General features: G+C 44.5%; 19 protein-coding genes. 5 read left to right on the top strand and 14 right to left on the bottom strand.

All coding sequences use genetic code 11. The features are described from left to right. Positions 1–70 precede the first annotated feature (70 nt). The 7 genes from hflX to JJQ94_RS08435 form a co-directional block, all read right to left on the bottom strand. Positions 71–1,360 carry a ribosome rescue GTPase HflX gene (gene hflX / locus JJQ94_RS08465; RefSeq protein ID WP_088531519.1) on the bottom strand — a complete coding sequence of 430 codons (1,290 nt, stop codon included), beginning with the start codon at positions 1,358–1,360 and terminating at the stop codon, positions 71–73. A gap of 24 nt (positions 1,361–1,384) precedes the next feature. Next, positions 1,385–1,648, bottom strand: coding sequence for an RNA chaperone Hfq (hfq, locus tag JJQ94_RS08460; protein ID WP_010377383.1), 264 nt, complete (start codon positions 1,646–1,648; stop codon positions 1,385–1,387). Positions 1,649–1,724: 76 nt separating this feature from the next. After that, positions 1,725–2,615 (bottom strand): tRNA (adenosine(37)-N6)-dimethylallyltransferase MiaA, encoded by an 891-nt coding sequence (gene miaA / locus JJQ94_RS08455; protein WP_216360648.1) that lies wholly within the window; start codon positions 2,613–2,615, stop codon positions 1,725–1,727. 106 nt (positions 2,616–2,721) lie between these two features. Next, on the bottom strand, positions 2,722–4,587 hold the full coding sequence (gene mutL / locus JJQ94_RS08450) for a DNA mismatch repair endonuclease MutL (RefSeq protein WP_236596622.1): 1,866 nt from the start codon (positions 4,585–4,587) through the stop codon (positions 2,722–2,724). Between the two features lie 3 nt (positions 4,588–4,590). Beyond that, a complete protein-coding gene (locus JJQ94_RS08445) occupies positions 4,591–5,934 on the bottom strand; it encodes an N-acetylmuramoyl-L-alanine amidase (protein WP_099030572.1) in 1,344 nt (447 codons plus the stop codon). Then, positions 5,927–6,400: a tRNA (adenosine(37)-N6)-threonylcarbamoyltransferase complex ATPase subunit type 1 TsaE gene (gene tsaE / locus JJQ94_RS08440; RefSeq protein ID WP_010605655.1), complete on the bottom strand. Its 474-nt coding sequence runs from the start codon at positions 6,398–6,400 to the stop codon at positions 5,927–5,929. The genes JJQ94_RS08445 and tsaE overlap by 8 nt, the downstream gene beginning before the upstream one ends. Then, a complete protein-coding gene (locus JJQ94_RS08435; RefSeq protein WP_099030571.1) occupies positions 6,397–7,881 on the bottom strand; it encodes an NAD(P)H-hydrate dehydratase in 1,485 nt (494 codons plus the stop codon). The genes tsaE and JJQ94_RS08435 overlap by 4 nt, the downstream gene beginning before the upstream one ends. Positions 7,882–7,892: 11 nt before the next feature. On the opposite strand from JJQ94_RS08435, the gene queG reads away from it, so the two are divergent. Further along, complete coding sequence (queG, locus tag JJQ94_RS08430) at positions 7,893–9,026, top strand: tRNA epoxyqueuosine(34) reductase QueG (RefSeq protein ID WP_099030570.1); 1,134 nt, start codon at positions 7,893–7,895, stop codon at positions 9,024–9,026. Between the two features lie 172 nt (positions 9,027–9,198). Here the strand turns inward: queG and JJQ94_RS08425 are convergent, their stop codons facing one another. The 3 genes from JJQ94_RS08425 to JJQ94_RS08415 all read right to left on the bottom strand — a co-directional run bounded on the left by JJQ94_RS08425 (position 9,199) and on the right by JJQ94_RS08415 (position 13,064). After that, complete coding sequence (locus JJQ94_RS08425; protein ID WP_099030569.1) at positions 9,199–10,332, bottom strand: response regulator; 1,134 nt, start codon at positions 10,330–10,332, stop codon at positions 9,199–9,201. A 157-nt stretch (positions 10,333–10,489) separates the two neighbouring features. Then, positions 10,490–12,457, bottom strand: a complete 1,968-nt coding sequence (locus tag JJQ94_RS08420; RefSeq protein ID WP_099030568.1) for a hybrid sensor histidine kinase/response regulator — start codon at positions 12,455–12,457, stop codon at positions 10,490–10,492. A gap of 112 nt (positions 12,458–12,569) precedes the next feature. Next, positions 12,570–13,064 (bottom strand): GNAT family N-acetyltransferase, encoded by a 495-nt coding sequence (locus tag JJQ94_RS08415; protein ID WP_099030567.1) that lies wholly within the window; start codon positions 13,062–13,064, stop codon positions 12,570–12,572. A 67-nt stretch (positions 13,065–13,131) separates the two neighbouring features. On the opposite strand from JJQ94_RS08415, the gene JJQ94_RS08410 reads away from it, so the two are divergent. From JJQ94_RS08410 to JJQ94_RS08395, 4 genes are all read left to right on the top strand, one after another. Further along, on the top strand, positions 13,132–13,683 hold the full coding sequence (locus JJQ94_RS08410; protein ID WP_172439943.1) for a glutathione peroxidase: 552 nt from the start codon (positions 13,132–13,134) through the stop codon (positions 13,681–13,683). A 64-nt stretch (positions 13,684–13,747) separates the two neighbouring features. Next, positions 13,748–14,029 (top strand): peptidylprolyl isomerase, encoded by a 282-nt coding sequence (locus JJQ94_RS08405; protein ID WP_010377362.1) that lies wholly within the window; start codon positions 13,748–13,750, stop codon positions 14,027–14,029. A gap of 99 nt (positions 14,030–14,128) precedes the next feature. Continuing rightward, positions 14,129–14,707, top strand: a complete 579-nt coding sequence (locus tag JJQ94_RS08400; protein ID WP_099030565.1) for a glutathione S-transferase family protein — start codon at positions 14,129–14,131, stop codon at positions 14,705–14,707. An 11-nt stretch (positions 14,708–14,718) separates the two neighbouring features. Beyond that, entirely contained in the window at positions 14,719–15,075 is a 357-nt protein-coding gene (locus JJQ94_RS08395; protein WP_010605663.1) for a DUF2750 domain-containing protein, read from the top strand. 43 nt (positions 15,076–15,118) lie between these two features. Here JJQ94_RS08395 and JJQ94_RS08390 read toward each other — a convergent pair whose 3' ends face one another. The 4 genes from JJQ94_RS08390 to JJQ94_RS08375 form a co-directional block, all read right to left on the bottom strand. After that, the gene (locus JJQ94_RS08390; protein WP_017217046.1) at positions 15,119–15,505 is read right to left on the bottom strand and encodes a VOC family protein; all 387 of its coding nucleotides are present in this window, start codon (positions 15,503–15,505) and stop codon (positions 15,119–15,121) included. 200 nt (positions 15,506–15,705) lie between these two features. Then, on the bottom strand, positions 15,706–17,175 hold the full coding sequence (der, locus tag JJQ94_RS08385) for a ribosome biogenesis GTPase Der (RefSeq protein ID WP_010605664.1): 1,470 nt from the start codon (positions 17,173–17,175) through the stop codon (positions 15,706–15,708). A 74-nt stretch (positions 17,176–17,249) separates the two neighbouring features. Continuing rightward, positions 17,250–18,431: an outer membrane protein assembly factor BamB gene (gene bamB, locus JJQ94_RS08380; RefSeq protein ID WP_099030564.1), complete on the bottom strand. Its 1,182-nt coding sequence runs from the start codon at positions 18,429–18,431 to the stop codon at positions 17,250–17,252. Positions 18,432–18,440: 9 nt separating this feature from the next. After that, complete coding sequence (locus JJQ94_RS08375; RefSeq protein ID WP_010605666.1) at positions 18,441–19,058, bottom strand: YfgM family protein; 618 nt, start codon at positions 19,056–19,058, stop codon at positions 18,441–18,443. Between the last annotated feature and the right edge of the window lie 3 nt (positions 19,059–19,061).

Here is a 19,061-nt window from a genome sequence, read left to right as displayed (position 1 = left end):
AATGAATTAGGTTAAATCTAACAAAATTCGAGCGACTCTCATATAAAAATACGCTCGAAATTGACGATTTTTAACTACCAACGACCAAATCATTGAGATTTCGCCCGAATTCCTTATTGAGCTTTTCCCATTCGATTTTTGGCATTCTTACCGAAACAAGCCAGTTGCCTTGCTCGTCGTAGCCTTTTTCATCCACGGCATTGAGCTCAAATAGCGCACCTCGTAAACGCCCAAGCGCGGGAGGTACGGCAAGCTCAGCTGTGAAAACGGTTTTTGCCAACAACTCTTTAACGGCGTCGAATAGCAACGAAATCCCTTCTCCAGAGTGGGCACTTAACCACACTCTGATCGGCTTTCCTTCATCGTCCCTATCTATTCTAGGCGCAACTTCGTCCATTAGATCAATTTTGTTGTAGACTAAAAGTTGAGGAATGTCATTGGCTTCAATTTCCTCTAGAACCAATTGTACCTGTTCTATGTTTTCTTTTCTTCTCGGATCTGCAACATCGATGACATGAAGCTGTAAATCCGCCTCACGAGTCTCTGTCAAAGTCGCCTTAAATGCTGCTACCAAGTCATGAGGTAAATGACGAATAAAACCTACTGTATCTGCTAAGATAACGGGCCCAACATCATCGATTTCTATCTTTCTTAGCGTAGGATCAAGCGTTGCGAACAATTGGTCCGCAGCATATACATCCGCATCCGTAATTTTGTTAAACAGCGTCGATTTACCCGCATTGGTGTAGCCTACCAGAGAAACGGTTGGGATCTCGTTACGACTACGCGCTCGACGCCCTTGCTCACGCACAATGGCCACTTTGTCCAATCGTTTGCGAATACTCTTAATTCGCTCTCTTAGTAACCGTCTATCGGTTTCTAATTGGGTTTCACCAGGACCACGTAAGCCGATCCCCCCTTTTTGCCTTTCTAAGTGCGTCCATCCTCGAATTAAGCGCGTAGAGATATGCCTTAGCTGAGCAAGCTCAACCTGCAATTTACCTTCGTGGGTACGGGCTCTTTGCGCGAAAATATCTAAGATCAGCGTTGTCCTATCTAACACTCGGCACTTACAAACGCGTTCTAAATTGCGCTCTTGTGAGGGACTGAGTTGGTGGTTAAATATGATGACATCTGCGTTGTGGATGTTGACAATCTCGGCAATTTCTTCAGCTTTACCCGTTCCGACAAACAACTTTGCATGTGGTGCTTGACGGCTGCCTTGCACAACCGCCACACTACTAACACCAGCAGAAGAAACTAGCATTTCCAATTCACGTAGATCTTCGCGATCTCCTTCGTGAGGAAATTCTATATGAACCAAGACTGCCTGTTCGCCGGCTTCATAACGGTCAAACAAGCATTAAGCTCCTACTAATAAGAATTAATAATTACCTTCTTCACCTTGGTCGCCCGCTTCACTTCCGGTTGCATTTTGGAAGTTAACCGCACGAGCTGGAACCACAGTGGAGATGGCGTGTTTGTAAACCATCTGGTTTACTGTGTTTTCAAGCAAAATCACAAATTGGTCAAATGACTGGATCTTGCCCTGTAATTTAATGCCATTCACTAAAAAAATTGAGACAGGAATGCGCTCACGACGCAAGACATTCAAAAATGGGTCTTGTAAAGATTGGCCTTTTGCCATTTTCTTATCCTTCGTTTTAGGTGTTATTATGTCAGGTCGTTGATTTAATCAGAACACGCTGATTTAACAACTACTATTAGCTTAGCGAAGTTAGAACACGTTGCAAGTTTTCTTGACTATCGGTGTCAAGCCAAGTCACATCTTGCCACCCCCTCAGCCAAGTTAATTGCCGCTTCGCCAGTTGTCTGGTCGCTGCGACGCCTTTGAAAACCATTTCGTTATAATCGCACTCGCCAGCTAAATACTCCCACATTTGCCGATATCCGACACAGCGAATAGAAGGCAAATCAGGGTGTAAATCTTTACGTTGATATAAGGCCAAAACTTCATTTTTAAAGCCTTCATCCAACATTATTTTAAATCTTTTCTCTATACGTTCATGTAAGACTTTTCGGTCATTTGGCGCAATCGCAAATTGATGAAACTGATACGGCAATGCATCCTGTTTGCTTTGCTGCAATTGAGTCATCGTTTCACCGCTAATGCGATAAACTTCCAAAGCGCGGTTGATGCGTTGCGAATCGTTTTCGCTGATTTTAGCCGCAGCTTCTGGGTCAATCTCTTTTAACTGTTGATGCAGCGCAGGCCAACCCTTTTGTTCGGCTTCGCGCTCCAATACCGCTCTAATTTCGGCATTAGCCTCTGGTAATGGCGACAGGCCTTCAATCAAGCCTTTAAAGTACATCATCGTGCCACCCACTAAAATTGGCACCTTGCCACGCTGATGAAAATCATCAATTAGTTTAATAGCATCAGCACGAAACTCAGCAACCGAATAGCTTTGTGCAGGGTCAATAATATCAATTAGGTGATGTGGTGCCAGAGCTTGCTCTTGTGCGCTCGGCTTTGCCGTACCGATATCCATCCCTTTGTACACTAACGCCGAGTCTACACTGATGATTTCGGTATTTAACGCTTGGCATAACTCTATGGCCAACGCGGTTTTGCCCGCTGCTGTCGGTCCCATTAGGGTAATGACAGGTAACTTGTTCACATCTAACCTACTAATAAACTGCACTAATCTCGTATTATAGCTGATAGTACATGGTAATTAATACCTACTTAGGCACGAATTACTGCGAACTTAAAAAACTGACCAACTTCTGGGCGTCAATTGTAACCGCACTTTTATGAATACGAGCCAAACATGAGGCTTTTGAAAGTAATTTTTCTTTAACTAAATCAAAATGCTGGCTATCGAAATAGCTACTGGGTGTTGAGACTTCTAGCCACTGTAACCAATCTTGGAGTTCAGCATCTGAGCTTGGTTCCATCATCAGCTTAGAAATTTCACCAACATCTATACTATAGAGCGACACTGGCAATTTTTTAACTAAAATATGGCCATCAAAAATTTCAATCGCAAACCCTAAAATTGCCAACCAAGTTTCACGCTGCTGCAATGCTTCCAGCGCGGCTTTATCTAACTTGATGCGCACAGGTAACAGCAGCGCTTTGCCTTGCAATGTGCCATCTTGCTCAATTTGCATTTGCCAATATGGCAACAGCCCCTGCCTACAATCACCAAACAACAACTGATTGTCTTGCTCAAGCATGACTTTACCTTGCGGCAACAACATCCAGCTAGATTTACTGGCGGATACAGGGACGCTACTTACTTCACTTGACGGTAATGCAGCTTCTTCAATTTGATCGAAGTGCTGCATCTGTTGATGTGATAGCCCTTGATAGAGCAGGTTTACATTCACCTGCTTTTTGCCGCCACCTGTTGCACCGCCATAATTACTTCGACCGCTACCTGAGGCTGCTCTTGATGCCTCAGAGCGCTCGCTAAAGGCACTTGAAGCCGAATAGGCCTGCGCTTGCGTTTCGGGCTGTAAGGTTGAACGATAACTTTGATGATAGGTTTCATCTACCTGTTCTTGGGGCATAAATAATGGCGATGCGATATCAGGGGCTTGAGTCTCGGTCTCGCTTGCACAAGGTAAATCAATTTGCTCCGTCGCGACCTGCTTTATTGCTTGTACAATAAAGTCGTGAACCAAGCGCGCTTGATGAAAGCGAACTTCGTGTTTCGCGGGATGGACATTAACGTCAACTTGTCTCGGATCTAACTCAAGATATATGACAAAACCGGGAAGCTCTTCATGCCCGATTGATTCATCAAATGCTTGGCGAATAGCATGCAAGATGAGCTTATCTCGCATCATACGACCATTTACGTAGGTATATTGTGTGCCGTTGTTCACCCCCGCAGGTAACACCCAACCGAACAACCTCAGTCCCTCATGCCCTGAGTCAATAAAGCTTGCTTGCTGTAAGAATGCTTTACCACCAACTTGCGCAACTCGCTCAACACCTTTTTCAATAGTGCGTGGGCGATATTGGCGAACCACCTTTTGGTTATGAGTGAGCGTGATGGCAACATCAAAACGGCTCAATGCAATGCGCTTAACCAGTTCATCTATATGACTAAACTCGGTTTTTTCGGTGCGTAAAAATTTCCTGCGCGCAGGCGTGTTGAAAAACAGATCTTTGACTTCAATGGTGGTGCCGTCTGGGTGCGCGGTAGGTTGAACCTGCACAGCCATATCTCGCCCTTCGGCGAAAGCTTGCCAAGCTGTTTCTTGCGCTTGAGGCTTAGAGCTCAGAGTCAGTCGCGATACTGAACTGATGGATGCCAGCGCCTCACCTCGAAAGCCAAGCGAAGCAATACACTCCAGATCATCCAAGCTTTTCAGTTTACTTGTCGCGTGGCGAGACAGCGCCAACATCAGCTCATCTTTAACAATACCGATACCGTTATCACGGATCCGAATAAGCTTGTGTCCTCCACGCTCAATATCTATTTGAATGCGCGTCGCACCAGCATCAATACTGTTTTCCACCAGCTCTTTCACGACGGACGCTGGTCGCTCCACCACCTCACCGGCAGCGATTTGGTTGGCTAACCGAGCTGGAAGTATTTCTATCGTCATCATTTACGCTTTTGGAATAGTTAAGACTTGGCCAATAAACAAGGTATTGTTTTTCAGGTTATTTGCTTTTTTCAATTCACTGACCGTAATACCATAGCGGCTAGCCAGCACACTCAATGACTCGCCACTTTTTACTTTATGCGTCACCGGCTTGTTGGATTGCATACGCGCAAATAGAGAGTTATCCGGTGGATTTTTCTCATAATAGCCCTTTATCGAACTAAAAATAGCCCGAGCTAAACGCTCTTGATAATGCGGAGACATTAATAGTTTTTCTTCTTGAGGGTTTGAAATAAACCCTGTTTCCACCAGAATTGAAGGTATATCTGGTGATTTTAGTACCCCAAAGTTTGCAGCTTGCGGTCTACTTTTGTGCATTTTTGCCACTTTTTTCAGCTCTTTGACGACTTCTTCTGCGACCTGAAATCCGGTTTTCATCGAGTGTTCCATCGACATATCAAGTAGCGCTTTGGCTAAATACTTTTCGTTGGCCGTATCTTTAATTAAATCGGCTGCACCACCTAATAATTGTGAGTGTTTTTCTTTGTCTTCTAGCCACTTACCTATTTCAGAATTTGCTCTGCGCAGTGATAATACCCAGACCGACGCACCGCGTGGTTGGGGGCTGGTGAAGGCATCTGCGTGAATAGATACAAAGAAATCCGCTTTTCTTTCGCGCGCTCTTGCGGTTCTCGTATTCAACTTGAGGTAATAATCGCCAGTACGAATAAGCTTTGCACTCATTCCCGGCTGGCTATCGACTAAGCGTGCTAAACGCTTCGCAATTTGAATGGTTACGAGCTTTTCATAAGTACCTGAAGGTCCAATAGAACCAGGATCTTCACCGCCATGACCAGCATCAATGGCGATGACAATATCTCTGTCTTGCGCGAGTGTTTTTCGTGGTGTGGCAGTTTTTGTATCATCATAAGCGCTCATCTGCTTACCATACAAATCAACGACTAAGCGGTTTTTATACGGACCGGTTGGTGCCAACGCAAAAATTTTTGGCGTAGCGCTGCGACTTAGCTCCACAACAATCCGTGCAGAATTGCTGTTTTTCGGTTTGCTGTGGCGCACCTTGTTTACAACTCGATGTTCATCAGGAACACTCGGAAAGTCTTTTTGTTGCTTGGTGTTTTCAAGATCGATCACCAAGCGCAGTGGATTTTTCAGCACAAAATAGCTGTAATCCGGCTTTTCACTCATATCAAAAACAATACGAGTGCTCTCTGGAGAGGGCCAAACACGCACACTTTCGATGGCGTTTTGGGCGATGCTTTGCATGCTCGTTAAGAGCATGCAGATAAAAATGAAAATATAACTAATAGTCGGCTGATTACGCATAATCTTGTAATTGTTTTAATAGTGCCTCGCCGCGGCTAGACTTGGCCTCAAGTGTAATTTGACGGCCATCACCAGCATACTGCATTGTGACGTCTATATCTGGGTTTGGAATAAAGCCTTCACCTTTTTCAGGCCACTCAACAACACAGATAGCATTACTTGCAAAGTAATCCCGGATCCCCATGTATTCGAGCTCTTCAGGCGAACCTAATCGATATAAATCAAAATGATATATTGAGACATCATCCAGTTCATAAGGTTCAACTAAGGTATAAGTTGGACTTTTTACCTTACCTGAATGACCAAGGCTTTGCACGATCCCGCGAGTGAGCGTGGTTTTACCTGCACCTAAATCGCCGTGTAAAAATAGTACCGCACCTTGACGAATAACATTGGCAATTTTATTACCCATGGCAACTGTTGCTGGCTCATCAGCCAAATCGAATTTCATATGACCTGTCGTCACCCTAAAATACCTCGAATATGTTCGAATAAATCCCCGGCTAACATACCTTTTTCGCCATCATGGGCGGCCTGCTCGGCAGCTAAACCATGAATATACACGGCTAGGTTTGTTGCAGCAAATGCTTCCATCCCTTGAGCAATTAAACCGCCTATGATACCAGATAAAACATCGCCCATCCCAGCACTCGCCATTCCTGCACAGCCTGAACGGTTAATATTTATCCGCTCACCTTCAGATATCAAACTTCCCGGCCCTTTTAATACTGTAACAGCGCCATATTCATGGCTAATTTTTTTAGCCACCGCGAAGCGGTCGTGTTCATTTAGCGGTGTCTTTGAGTGACTCAATAACCGCCTTGCTTCACCAAGGTGAGGCGTTAACACCCAGTTTGATTTTTGCCTCGGTGCATGCGCTAAACAATTGAGTCCATCAGCATCCACAACCATTGGCAATTCAGTTACCATCGCACAGTTAAAAAGTGCTTTGGCCCAAGCGTCTTGACCAAGACCGGGACCAAGCACTATCACACTGGCTTTTTTCATCAGTGGCGATAACTCATTCGTACTCTCAACACCGTGCACCATTAATTCAAAGCGTCCCTGTAAAACGCTCGTGATATTATCAGGATGAGTAGCGACCGATACAAGGCCGGCTCCTGCACGCAGAGCGGCTTCTGCTGCTAATCGAATTGCCCCAGCCATACCACGATTACCACCAATAAGTAACACATGACCATGTGCATTTTTGTAGCTATCTGGTGCTCGCAGCGGCCTTGCTGCCATTAACGTTTCATGATTTAAGTAATTAGATGTTGGCGTTACTAGGGTTTTGAATGCTTCACCAACATCCAAGTTGGCTAACATTAACGTTCCCACAAAACGCTTTGCCGAGCCGCTAAGTAAGCCCTGTTTTAACGCGATAAAGGTGATGGTTTCGGTAGCTAAAAATGCACTAGGTGCAACTTCTCCTGTTGTGGCATTTATGCCGCTCGGTACATCAAGTGCCAACCTAGTAACCGGCAGTTTATTTATTTTGTCAAAACAAAGGCAAACATGTTCAGGCAGATCACCTCTAAAACCGGTGCCGAATACGCCATCAACCACAACCGTAAACTGGCTTAACTCTACCTCGTTCAACGAAAAAACCAATGCGCCTTGATATTGAGAAAAAGCCTGCTGCGCATTGCCCATTAAGCTTTCGGGTGCAAATAACGCGAATACGGTGACAGAAAATCCGGCCTGCTGACATAATTGAGCGACGACAAAACCGTCTCCCGCGTTATTGCCTTTACCTGTGATAATCAAGATATGGCTGGATTTAGGCTGGCTGTTTTCAATAAAGCGAAATGCAGCAGTCCCTGCTCGTTGCATTAAGGTATTTAGATCTGTGCCTGATAACTTTGCGGCTTTTGCTTCATATTGCTGCACTTGTTGGGCTGAGTAAGCAAATTGTGGTAAATTGTCCGTGTATTCATTAGCCATTATTTCTTCCCGTGACGACCGATAATATCAATTATAGTGAACTTGCAGCACAAATTAAGCAATGGGGCCAAGAACTTGGCTTTGCAGAAGTCGGTATAACCGACATTGATTTACGCGAGCATGAAGCGCAACTTCAGCGCTGGTTAGACGCAGGCTATCATGGTGAAATGGCTTATATGGCGGCGCATGGAATGAAGCGTGCCCGCCCCGCTGAACTGGTTCCTGGCACTCAACGTATTATTTCGGTGAAAATGAACTACCTGCCACCAGATGCCAGCTTTGCCAGAGCACTTGGTAATAAAACCACCGCCTACATCTCTCGTTATGCATTAGGTCGAGACTATCATAAGGTAATGCGCAACAAGCTAAAGCAGCTCGGACAAAAGATTGAGCAAGAAGTCGGCACGTTAGGGTTTCGCCCTTTTGTCGACTCAGCCCCTGTACTAGAGCGGCAAATTGCAGAAAAAGCGGGACTTGGCTGGCGTGGAAAAAATAGTTTAGTGATTAATAAGCAGGCGGGCTCTTGGTTTTTCTTGGGTGAGCTATTTGTTGATATTCCTCTTCCCATTGATAAACCAAACCAAGAAGAAGGTTGCGGCCGTTGTACCGCCTGTCTAACTTTATGCCCCACTGGCGCCATCGTAAAACCTTATGTCGTCGATGCGAGACGCTGCATTTCTTATCTCACCATAGAGCTTCAAGGCGCTATTCCAGAGGAATTTAGGGCAAAAATGGGCAATCGGATATACGGTTGTGATGATTGCCAGTTAGTTTGTCCATGGAATCGCTATGGTCAAATAACGGAAGAAGCCGACTTTTTGCCGCGAACTCAACTTAAAGATCAGGAGTTATTGACCTTATTTGCTTGGGATGAAGCAACATTTTTGAAAAACACCGAAGGTAGCCCCATTCGCCGGATTGGACATGAACGTTGGCTACGAAACTTAGCCGTTGGCCTTGGCAATGCACAATACGATGAAGCTATCGTTCTAGCACTGGAAGATAAGCGTCAAAGTACAACTCCCCTTGTTATCGAGCATATCGACTGGGCGTTGGAGCAACAAAGACAAAAGTCAGACCAACATGAACGCAAAAAAGCAAGGCTGATCCGCATTATTGAAAAGGGCTTGCCACGAGACGCTTAGCAGGTTTGTCGCGAGATGTTTTAAGGGGTTTGTTGCGATAAAAAAGTCGTGCTAAAGAAGTCGCGCTAAAGCACGACCTACGGCCAAATGGGTCGAAAGGATCACGAAGAAAATTTGTGCTAAACAAGTCGCGCTAAAGCGCGACCTACGGCGGTATTGGAAAGTAGGGTTACTATTCTGAGCGTCGCGAGAGTAGTTTTAAGTCTTCTTCAATATCATGGAAAGCGGTTTTCACTTCTCGCACACTTTCTTCCCTTGCAACTGAGCTTTGAATCGCTTTATCGACGTTTTGATAGATAAACATCTCCTGATCTTCGTCTAGACCCATAGTAGGAATGCGCTCTTCGAATAGCTCTTGTAATGAGCGGAACACTTTTTCGTTTTCTTGACGGTTTTTGTCAAGCAGCGACACCATGCTATTAAATTTACCTTGCACCATTTTTATCGCTTCTTCCAGGTCCTCGTGTTGCTGCACCAGCTTGCGTTTAGTGGAAATGGCAATTAACTGTTGCTCCGTTACACTGGCAATAAAACAAATATGATCCCGCAATCTACCGTGTTTATCTGGATCGTCTCCCGGCATATTGAGGATCAAAATACTCAACAATGGATAGTTAACCAATATGCGGTTAGTAAATTCATGTAATCGCCCTTTGGTGTGTAAGATTTCAAATAATTCAATGACGATAGGTGAGCAAATCCCCGTAGTTGCAAAGTGATGTTTTTGTCCCTCAAGTCGAACTTCAACATTACAATTAAGTCCCAGTCCCTTTAAACACTGACATAAAGCTTCCGCCAGTCGCGGGATTGTTTCTATCTCACCGATTTGCTCAATGTAGGTAACGATTTGCCCCATTTCACTGCTATTAGCCATGGCGCTAAATGCTGTGGAGGTTGCATCTTCAATTTGCTGAGCCAGAATATCTTTTTCTAGTAGCATTTGATTCAAGTGCGTGAGCTTGGCTTTTAGCTCACCTTGGCCAAATGGCTTAACAATATAATCTTCAGCTCCCACTGAGTAGCCTTCCATGCGCTCTTCAACAGAACCTCTTGCCGACACGAACATAACGATAATATGCTGTGTGTTTGGATTGGCTTTAATCGCCTTACATACCTCATAACCGCTCATTTTTGGCATGCTTACATCAAGTAAAATAACTTGAGGATCAAAGTCTTCGACTACAGCTAGACATTCATGACCGCTTTCAACGGTTTTTAACTCAAAGTCTAAGTCTTCTAAAATCTCTTCAATGATTTCTAGATTAAATGGTTCGTCGTCAACTGCTAAGATTCTGCGTAAAGCCATAAATGAATATCCTTCGTCGGTTCACAATGGGAAAGGCACTGTGGGGAAAATACGGTAATTTAAGGCCAGTGCTTCAACAGTTCCCAATCACATTGTATTAGTACAAGCTCTATTATTATTTATAGACGCTTACTCAACGCCTTTCCAATTACAACCATTACACCGCATTACTCTCAAGATGCTCAGTTAAAGGCAGGCTCACATTGATACATGCACCGCCCTCGGGATTATTCTCGGCGTAAATCTGCCCTTTATGCAGTAAAATAAACTCCTTACAAATAGCAAGACCTAAACCCGTACCGCCAGCACCACTGTCTGTTTTACTGCTTTGCACAAACTTGGCAAAGATCTGTTCCAATTCGTCATCCGGAATACCGACCCCTTGATCAGCAATCTTGATATGAATATCTTGATCTTTACAGCTTAACAGTATACTCACCTCACTACCTTCAGGGCTAAACTTGAGTGCATTGCCCAATAAGTTTCTGATCACTTGATTCATTTGCTCCGGATCGCAAAAGGTCATCACGCCTTGAGCGGGCTTTTCAAAGCGGATTTTTATCTTTTTCTCAAGCGCAGTGCCCGATACATCTTCAATTCCGCTTTGGATCACATTAACTAGGTTGTGAAAGCTTGGATTAAATGGAAAGCGGCCTGCGTCTAACTTTGATAAATCAAGCAGATTGTTAAGCAGTACTAATAGACGCTCACCACTGGTTTCGATACGAGATAAATACTTTTTAAGCTTGTCTGCCGGCACTTCAGGAGCAGTTAGCTTATCTAAACCGAAACGTGCAAAACTTAATATAGAGTGCATTGGCGTGCGTAACTCATGGGACATATTGGCTAAAAATTCAGATTTTGACAGGTTGGCAGCTTCCGCCGCCTCCTTTGCTTTTTGTAATTGTGCCGTTCGAGCTTGCACTTCAAACTCTAGCAACTCCTTGGTTTCTTCTAGTATTTCTTGTTGTTCTTTTAGCTTTGAGACGTTTTTAAAAATGACTGCAAATGCCATGTCGCCATGATGGTCAATTTCATTAAAAGTCCCCATCAGTGGAATACTGCGCTCGCCAGCTTTTGGCAGACTTAGTTCACAGTTAAAGTGCTTTAACATGCCAACATGCTTCATCAGTTCACGTAATTGCGACACCGATAATTCATCAAATAACTCAAAAATTGACAGCGGCTGTAGCTCCTCTTCCGTAAGCTCAAACAACTCACAACATGCATCATTTGCTTCAATAATATGACCTTGACGGTTGAACAACATAATGGGATCGGGCGTATGTTTATAAATAACTCGCAATAAGCTATCGCGTTCAATCAATGCATCTACCGTATCCTGTAGGCGCTCAACTAATTCTTGGTTATGGCGTCTCAAGAGCTCTGTTTGCCATAATTTATGTAGGCTTTGTAATAAATCGCTCTCATCAAACGGTTTAATCAGGATGTCCTCAACCCCTTGACGAACGGCTTCTAGCATATCTACTTGATTAACCCGGGAAGTCATCAATAAGCAGCGGCAATTATGATGCACTTGACGTACTTTATTAAACACATCTAAGCCGGTGTCTTTTTCTAGGTTAAAGTCACAAATTAGGAGGTCAACAGGATGTCGCTCGGCAACTTGCATCGCTTCATCAAGCGTCGTCGCGGTTGTCACCGCAAGCTGCGCACCACGTAAGCCGTTAGCCAAGGTCTCAAGGCGAGGCGTATGATGGTCAACCAGCAATACTTTGGGCAGCACTAAGGTATTAGCTGAACCAATTTCCAGCAGGCGCTCAAGTAGGCCAGTAATATCTTTATTGGCAAAAAAGGGATAGATAACAATGCCGTTTGGCAGTGCACGATTGATTTCACTGAAAGATTTTAAGTGTTCGGCATTATCGGGTTTAGGTGCCAGCAAGACTAACTTATCATGATTTCTCAATTGATATAATACTTTGACTTTATTGGCGGGCACACCATGAGCGATAACAACAACATCAAATTTATCAAAATCGAGATTTGCTTCCAGACTCCGGTAATGCACATGCTCTACCTCACCACCGAGTAACTCAAATAATACCTTTACTCGCATCGCTTGCACACTGCTGCTGTCAATAATCAGCACTCGATTCGTCATAACCAGATCCTTTACCGATAATTCTGAGATCCAGTTTAGTAGAAGAATCACAAGACGCTAAAAAATAGCACTATTTTGATATACTCAGCGCAGCACTGTAATCTAAAGTCTACTACGGTTCGATGAGTGACTTGCCCAAAATTGTCAGGCTGTAGTGGTTGCCATCCATGACAGCGATGTTTGGCAGCTCTCCCCACTTTTTATAACCGTGTTTTTCAAACAAGCGGATACTGGGAAGGTTATGGGAAAAAATAAAGCCAAGTAACGTTGTAATAAACAGGGTTGGCGCTTGCTGCTCTGCAAAATCCATGAGTTTACTACCTAACCCTTGGCCTTGTGCCGCTTTTGCAAGATAAATACTCACCTCAGCCGTACCATCATAGGCAGGACGACCATAAAAGCTGCTAAAGCTTATCCACGCGATCACCTCTTCCGCCTGCTCTACCACATAAATTGGGCGATTTTGCGTATGTGCGGCGAACCAACTTTGCTTTTGTGCTACGCTTACGGGCTCCGTATCCGCTGTGACTTGGCGGCTCGGTATCGTTTCGTTGTAAATGGCAACAATGGCGCAAAGGTCATGCGGTTTAGCGAGTCTAATATTCATGAAAGCTGATCAAGGTAACGAATATTTTCGTATCATAAGAGATAACATAAATAAAAGGAAAGCACTGATGATAAAAAGTCTTTCGATACTGAGCTTAGCGCTTGGTTTCCTAGTCTCGAGTAACACGTATGCAAAGACATCCAGCTGTGATGATTTTACCAATGTTGAGCTGCGAAAACTGCGTTCTGATGACTCACTTAATCTATGTGAATTTAAAGACAAACCGCTTCTCATCGTGAATACAGCAAGTAACTGTGGGTTTACGGGTCAGTTTGAAGGGCTTGAGCAACTACATCAAAAATATCAAGATAAAGGCCTTGTTGTACTTGGATTTCCCTCCGATGACTTTTTCCAAGAAGAAGACGACGAAAAGGAAACTGCAAAAGTATGCTTTATCAACTATGGTGTAACCTTCAATATGTTTGCGACATCGGCAGTTCGAGGCTCGGATGCCAACCCCATTTTCCAACATTTGAATGAAGTAACAAGTTCTCCCAATTGGAATTTTTACAAATACTTGGTGTCAGCTGATCGTAAAACAATTAAGCGCTTTAACAGCCGCACTAAACCTATGTCTGACGAGCTCACTAGCGAAATTGAAAAACTCTTGCCTAGATAAGCTGATTTTTTAACGTACCTAGATTAGAATAAAGTATGAATAATAAATAATCATCGGAGAAATTATGGCAATCGCTAGTGCAAGACACATCCTAGTAGATAGTGAAGCGCAATGCATGGAGCTCAAAGAACGCATTGCAGCAGGGGAAGATTTCGCAGAAATCGCAAAGCAGTACTCCAATTGCCCGTCGGGCCAAGATGGTGGTGCGCTAGGTGAGTTCGGACCAGGTATGATGGTGCCTGAATTCGATAAAGTGGTTTTTTCAGCCCCGATCAATCAGGTGCAAGGGCCAGTGCAAACGCAGTTTGGTTTTCACTTGCTTGAGGTAACCAGTCGTAGCGATTAATTCGCTTGCGAAAAGTTAATCACTTCGCCATCATTCCTTAATACCAACTCGCTACATTTACTGAATGAGCGAAAGATACTTAGTTGAAGGAATGATGGCATGAAACTTATCGGTTCGAACACCAGTCCATACGCCCGCCGAATTAGAATGTGGGCCGCGGCTAAACAGCTCCCAATGAGCTACCAGCATATAGATATATTTTCTGAAGCAGGTCATGACGAACTTATTCGCCATAATCCTGCCCGTAAGATCCCATTTTTAATAGACGATGCACAACTTATTTGTGATTCCAATCTGATTGTTCGCTACCTCCGTGAAAAACATCAACTTCCATTTCCCAGTTGGGATCAAGAAAATTGGCTGATCCTTATCAATGCCTGTAATGATTCTTTGGTGGAACTGTTACTTAGCAAGCGCTCTGGTTTTGATATTAAACAAGATAAACTATTTTTTAATTTACAGCGGGAACGAATTGGCCATACCCTGCACTATCTCAATGAAGAGTGTGTGACAGAAGAGTTTTTACACTGTGATTATCTCCAAATCAGTTTATACTGCCTTATTGATTGGGTTCTATTTAGAGAGCTCGTCGACCTGAGCGATTACACCAACCTGATGGCATTTCATGGCCGTTGGCAAAGCCAAGCAATCGCCCAGCAAACTGATCCACGAAATTGAGAACACCTATGATGAATGAAGAAGAAATTGGCTCAGAAGTCAGTGAGTTTATTGAGCAAGTAAAAAATACTGAAAGCGTTTGGGCACTTAGCTCTGATGACGGTGGTATGGTTGTGGTTGACTCAAACCAGTTTGACGAGACTGATGTGTTATTGCTGTGGGATAGCGAAGAAAAAGCGCAAGCTCAATGTCGCGACGAGTGGAGTGAATTCTCGCCGATGAGTATTGATGTTGAGAGTTTTCTTGACGAATGGGTACTCGACCTAAAAGAAGATGATGCACTCGTTGGTCTAAACTGGAACGATGACAACGTCTGTGTTGAAATCGAGCCCGTTGGTCTTGCTAGACTACTTGTCGATATCGAATAAAAGCACACCGCACCAAAGTGGCGCTCATCCCTTGTGAGTGCCGCTATTCACCCGGCTTTGACACCAAAGCAACTAAAGTCCCTTCAATGGCCCTCACATAAGCTTGCGTCACTCTACCCTTTTGGTTTGGTGGGCTTAATGGCTCAGCCCCAGCGGCAACCGCTTTATCATAGCATTCGGGCACATTTTCACAGCTGATGGTAATTTCAAATCCAAGTGCAGGCTGTTTAGGATGGCAACGAATGTAGTCTTGCCTAAATTGTGATTGAGCTAACGGGTGGCTGGCAAAGGCGAGCTTCACTTCTCCTGTGTCTAACTCACCATAATCCCCTTCATCGGTCATATCAAAAGTGCTCAAGCCAAATGCCTGATAGTAAAAATCCAGCACTTCTTCAACACTTTCTACATAAATCACCGTTTTGGCAAACACCTAAGCCTCACTATCAATAAAACCTAATGTAACTATTTATAACTTAAGCACAAATGTTGGGCTAGGTAAAACAAAGTGAGGGAGTTCAGGATTAAATATAGTCGGATGTGGAAAAAGGAGTTAGTTGAATAGGTATGGAACCTATATTTAGCTCGACGCAGTAACCAGATGGCGGCGAGCTAAAATTCCCGCAAAAAGCCTTACGACTTATTGCGGTTTTCTTTTGCGAACGCGCGAAGCTTACGCTTTTGCGATAGCGTCATTTTGTTTGAACGACCAGCGTAAGGGTTATCCCCTTCGCGGAATTCAATCTTAATCGGCGTACCCATTACGTTAAGCGCTTTACGATAGTAGTTCATCAAATAACGCTTATAGCTATCTGGCAGTTCGTGCACCATATTGCCGTGGATAACAATACGCGGCGGGTTATAACCACCTGCGTGTGCGTACTTCAGCTTCACACGACGTCCACGAACGAGTGGTGGCTGGTGATCCGCCTGAGCCATGTCCATGATACGACGTAACATTGCCGTACTTACTCGTTTAGTCGCTGATTCATAAGCTTCATCAATCGACTCAAACAAGTGACCAACGCCTGTACCATGCAATGCGCTGATAAAGTGCAGACGAGCAAAATCAACAAAGCCCAGTCGTCTGTCTAGCTCAGTTTTGATACGCTCTTTGACATAGTCATCAAGACCATCCCACTTGTTTACCGCAATAACCAACGAGCGACCCGCATTTAGTGCAAAACCAAGTAGACTCAAGTCTTGATCTGAGATCCCCTCTCGCGCGTCTACAACGAGCAATACCACGTTAGCATCTTCAATCGCTTGCAGTGTTTTGATAACCGAGAATTTCTCTACGACATCGCTGACTTTCTTACGCTTACGTACACCGGCGGTGTCGATTAACACGTATTCTTTATCATTGCGTGTCATTGGAATGTAAATTGAATCGCGCGTTGTACCCGGCATATCGTAAACGATAACGCGGTCTTCACCTAAAATACGGTTAGTTAGTGTTGACTTACCTACATTTGGACGACCGATAATCGCAAGTTTAACAGGCTTGTCTTCAAAACCCGTTTTGCCGTCTTCGGCTTCTTCACCTTCAAGGTAAAGCTCGGCGATATCTTCATCGTCATGCTCAAGCTCTTCATCTTGAGCCGTAAGCTCAGCGATAATCGGTTGTAGCGTCAACTCTAATAATTGAGTAACACCACGACCATGCGCAGCGGCGATCTGTTGAACGTCACCGAGCGCCAGCTGGTAGAACTCAGCACAGTTGGAATCAGCATCAATGCCATCCGTTTTATTAGCGACAACAAAGCAATTCTTCTGTTGTTTACGAAGGTGCTGCGCGATAGCTTGATCAGCAACCGTCATACCTGCGCGCGCATCCACCAAAAATAGCACAATATCCGCTTCTTCAATTGCAAGCAGCGACTGCTCCGCCATTTCAGTTTCAATGCCTTCTTCAGAGCCATCGATACCACCCGTGTCTACCACAATAAACTCGTAGCCTTCATAGTTTGCTTGGCCGTATTTACGGTCGCGAGTCAGACCCGGAAAGTCAGCAACTAACGCGTCACGAGTACGTGTTAAACGATTAAACAGTGTGGATTTACCCACATTAGGTCGCCCAACCAGAGCGATCACAGGAAGCATAGACTACCTCTTTTAAAAACAACAAAAGGCTTCGCAAAAGCGAAGCCCCATAAAATATCTAAAAATTCAGAAAGTTACTGCGGAATTTGAACTGCGCTAAGCTCACCATCACGCGTGTAAACAAATACTTTGCCATCAACCACTATCGGTTCGACAAAAAAGCCTGAACTATCAAACTCGGTACGCGATACCAATTCACCAGAGCTCTTATCCAGCCAGTGTAAGTTACCTTCCTGATCGCCAACCACTACGTAGTTGCCAGCAACCGTTGGAGCAGTTAGATACCAACCGCGCAGAGCTGGTTGTGTCCAACGCTCAATACCAGAGTTTTTGTCTAGTGCGTACAGTACGCCGTCGCTATCAACCAAATAAATTACGTCTAGATCGAGCGTGAGGTCTCGGTAACTACTGTACTCACGATCCCACACTACATTGCCGCTGCGCACATCAATGGCGACTAGTTTACCATTATAAGCGATAGAATACACATATGCGCCACTTACAACGGGTTTAGTATCGACATCGACCAAACGTTCAAACTCAGAAGCCCCTTTTGCAATTGCAACATCTGAGCTCCATGCGGTAAAACCGTTTTCAGCGATTAATGCAGTTAACTTACCACTTTCTTCGCCAACCAATACGCCACCATTCGCGCTGGTCGGTGAGCTTAAACCACGTAATGTCAGCGCAGGTACTTCTTGCTCATAGTGCCAACGCTCTTCACCCGTATCTGGGTGTAGCGCAACCAGCTTGCCTGAACCTAAGTTAACGTAAAGAAGACCATCGCCTGCAGCTGGCGCTGACAGCGCTTCACCTGGTACCGACTTACGCCAAACTATTTCGCCCGTTTCACGGTCCAGCGCAAAAACCTGTCCGTGCTCAGAGCCAACATACAGTTTGCCATAAGCTTGTGTGATCCCACCTGACAGCTTCGCACTGTCATTGTCTTCCCATGGCCAAAAGTTCTTATTCTCACGAACATCAACTCGCCACTTTTCTTTACCTGTTTGTGCATCAAATGCGCTCACTATACCTTCACGGGCAGCGGCAAAAACAGTGTTCTGATAGCTTACAGGAGATAAACGTGAAAAGTAGTGCTCAACCCCGTCACCAATCCCTTCTTGCCATACAACAGTGGCGTCGAATTGATTGTTGATCTCAGGGAGTTTTAACTCTTCTTCATCATCACTAGAAGAACAACCTGCGGTGAGTGCTGCAACACATAAAGCCAATGAGGCCATCGTTAACTTCTTCATGGCAACTCCTTAAACCGTTGTCTTTTGTGCAAGATCATCCAGTTTAATTTGCAGCATAGGGTTGCTATTGCCTTCCGCCGCTTCTAATGCCGATTGATAAGCACTACGTGCTTTATCTTTATCGCCTTGGGCAAGGTAAATATCACCTTGGATCTCAGCAAGCTGCGCCTTAAACGCTTCCGGCATTGGCTTAGCCAGTGTTGCAAGTGCTTGTTCGTATTGAGACTGAGACGCTTGTACACGTGCAAGTCTTAATAAAGCCGTTGCTTTTAGCTCAGCGTTGGCAACATTATCAGCCGCCCAAGTTAGCTTCTCAGCAGCTAGCTTAAGATCGTCTTTGTCGATTGCCTCTTTAGCAGCAACGAAAGCCGCTAACACGGCGTAGTTAGAATCTGCATTTGCAGCAACAAAGGCGTCGCTTTTTGCTAGTACATCGTCACTTTCAACAACCTGAGTGTATGCTTCTGATGCTGCTTCTGCGCTATCGATCTGGCTTTGGTTATACGCTTTCCAGCCATACAGACCACCTAAACCAAGCACGGCACCGACTACAATCGTTGTACCATTTTCACGGAAAAATCGTTTTATTGCTTCTGCTTGTTGTTCTTCTGTTGAATAAATTTCCATTCT

Source organism: Pseudoalteromonas sp. GCY (assembly GCF_016695175.1).
Taxonomy (GTDB): Bacteria; Pseudomonadota; Gammaproteobacteria; order Enterobacterales; family Alteromonadaceae; genus Pseudoalteromonas.
The sequence above is the reverse complement of the archived record's forward strand: the minus strand, read 5'-3'. Positions and strand labels throughout refer to the sequence as shown.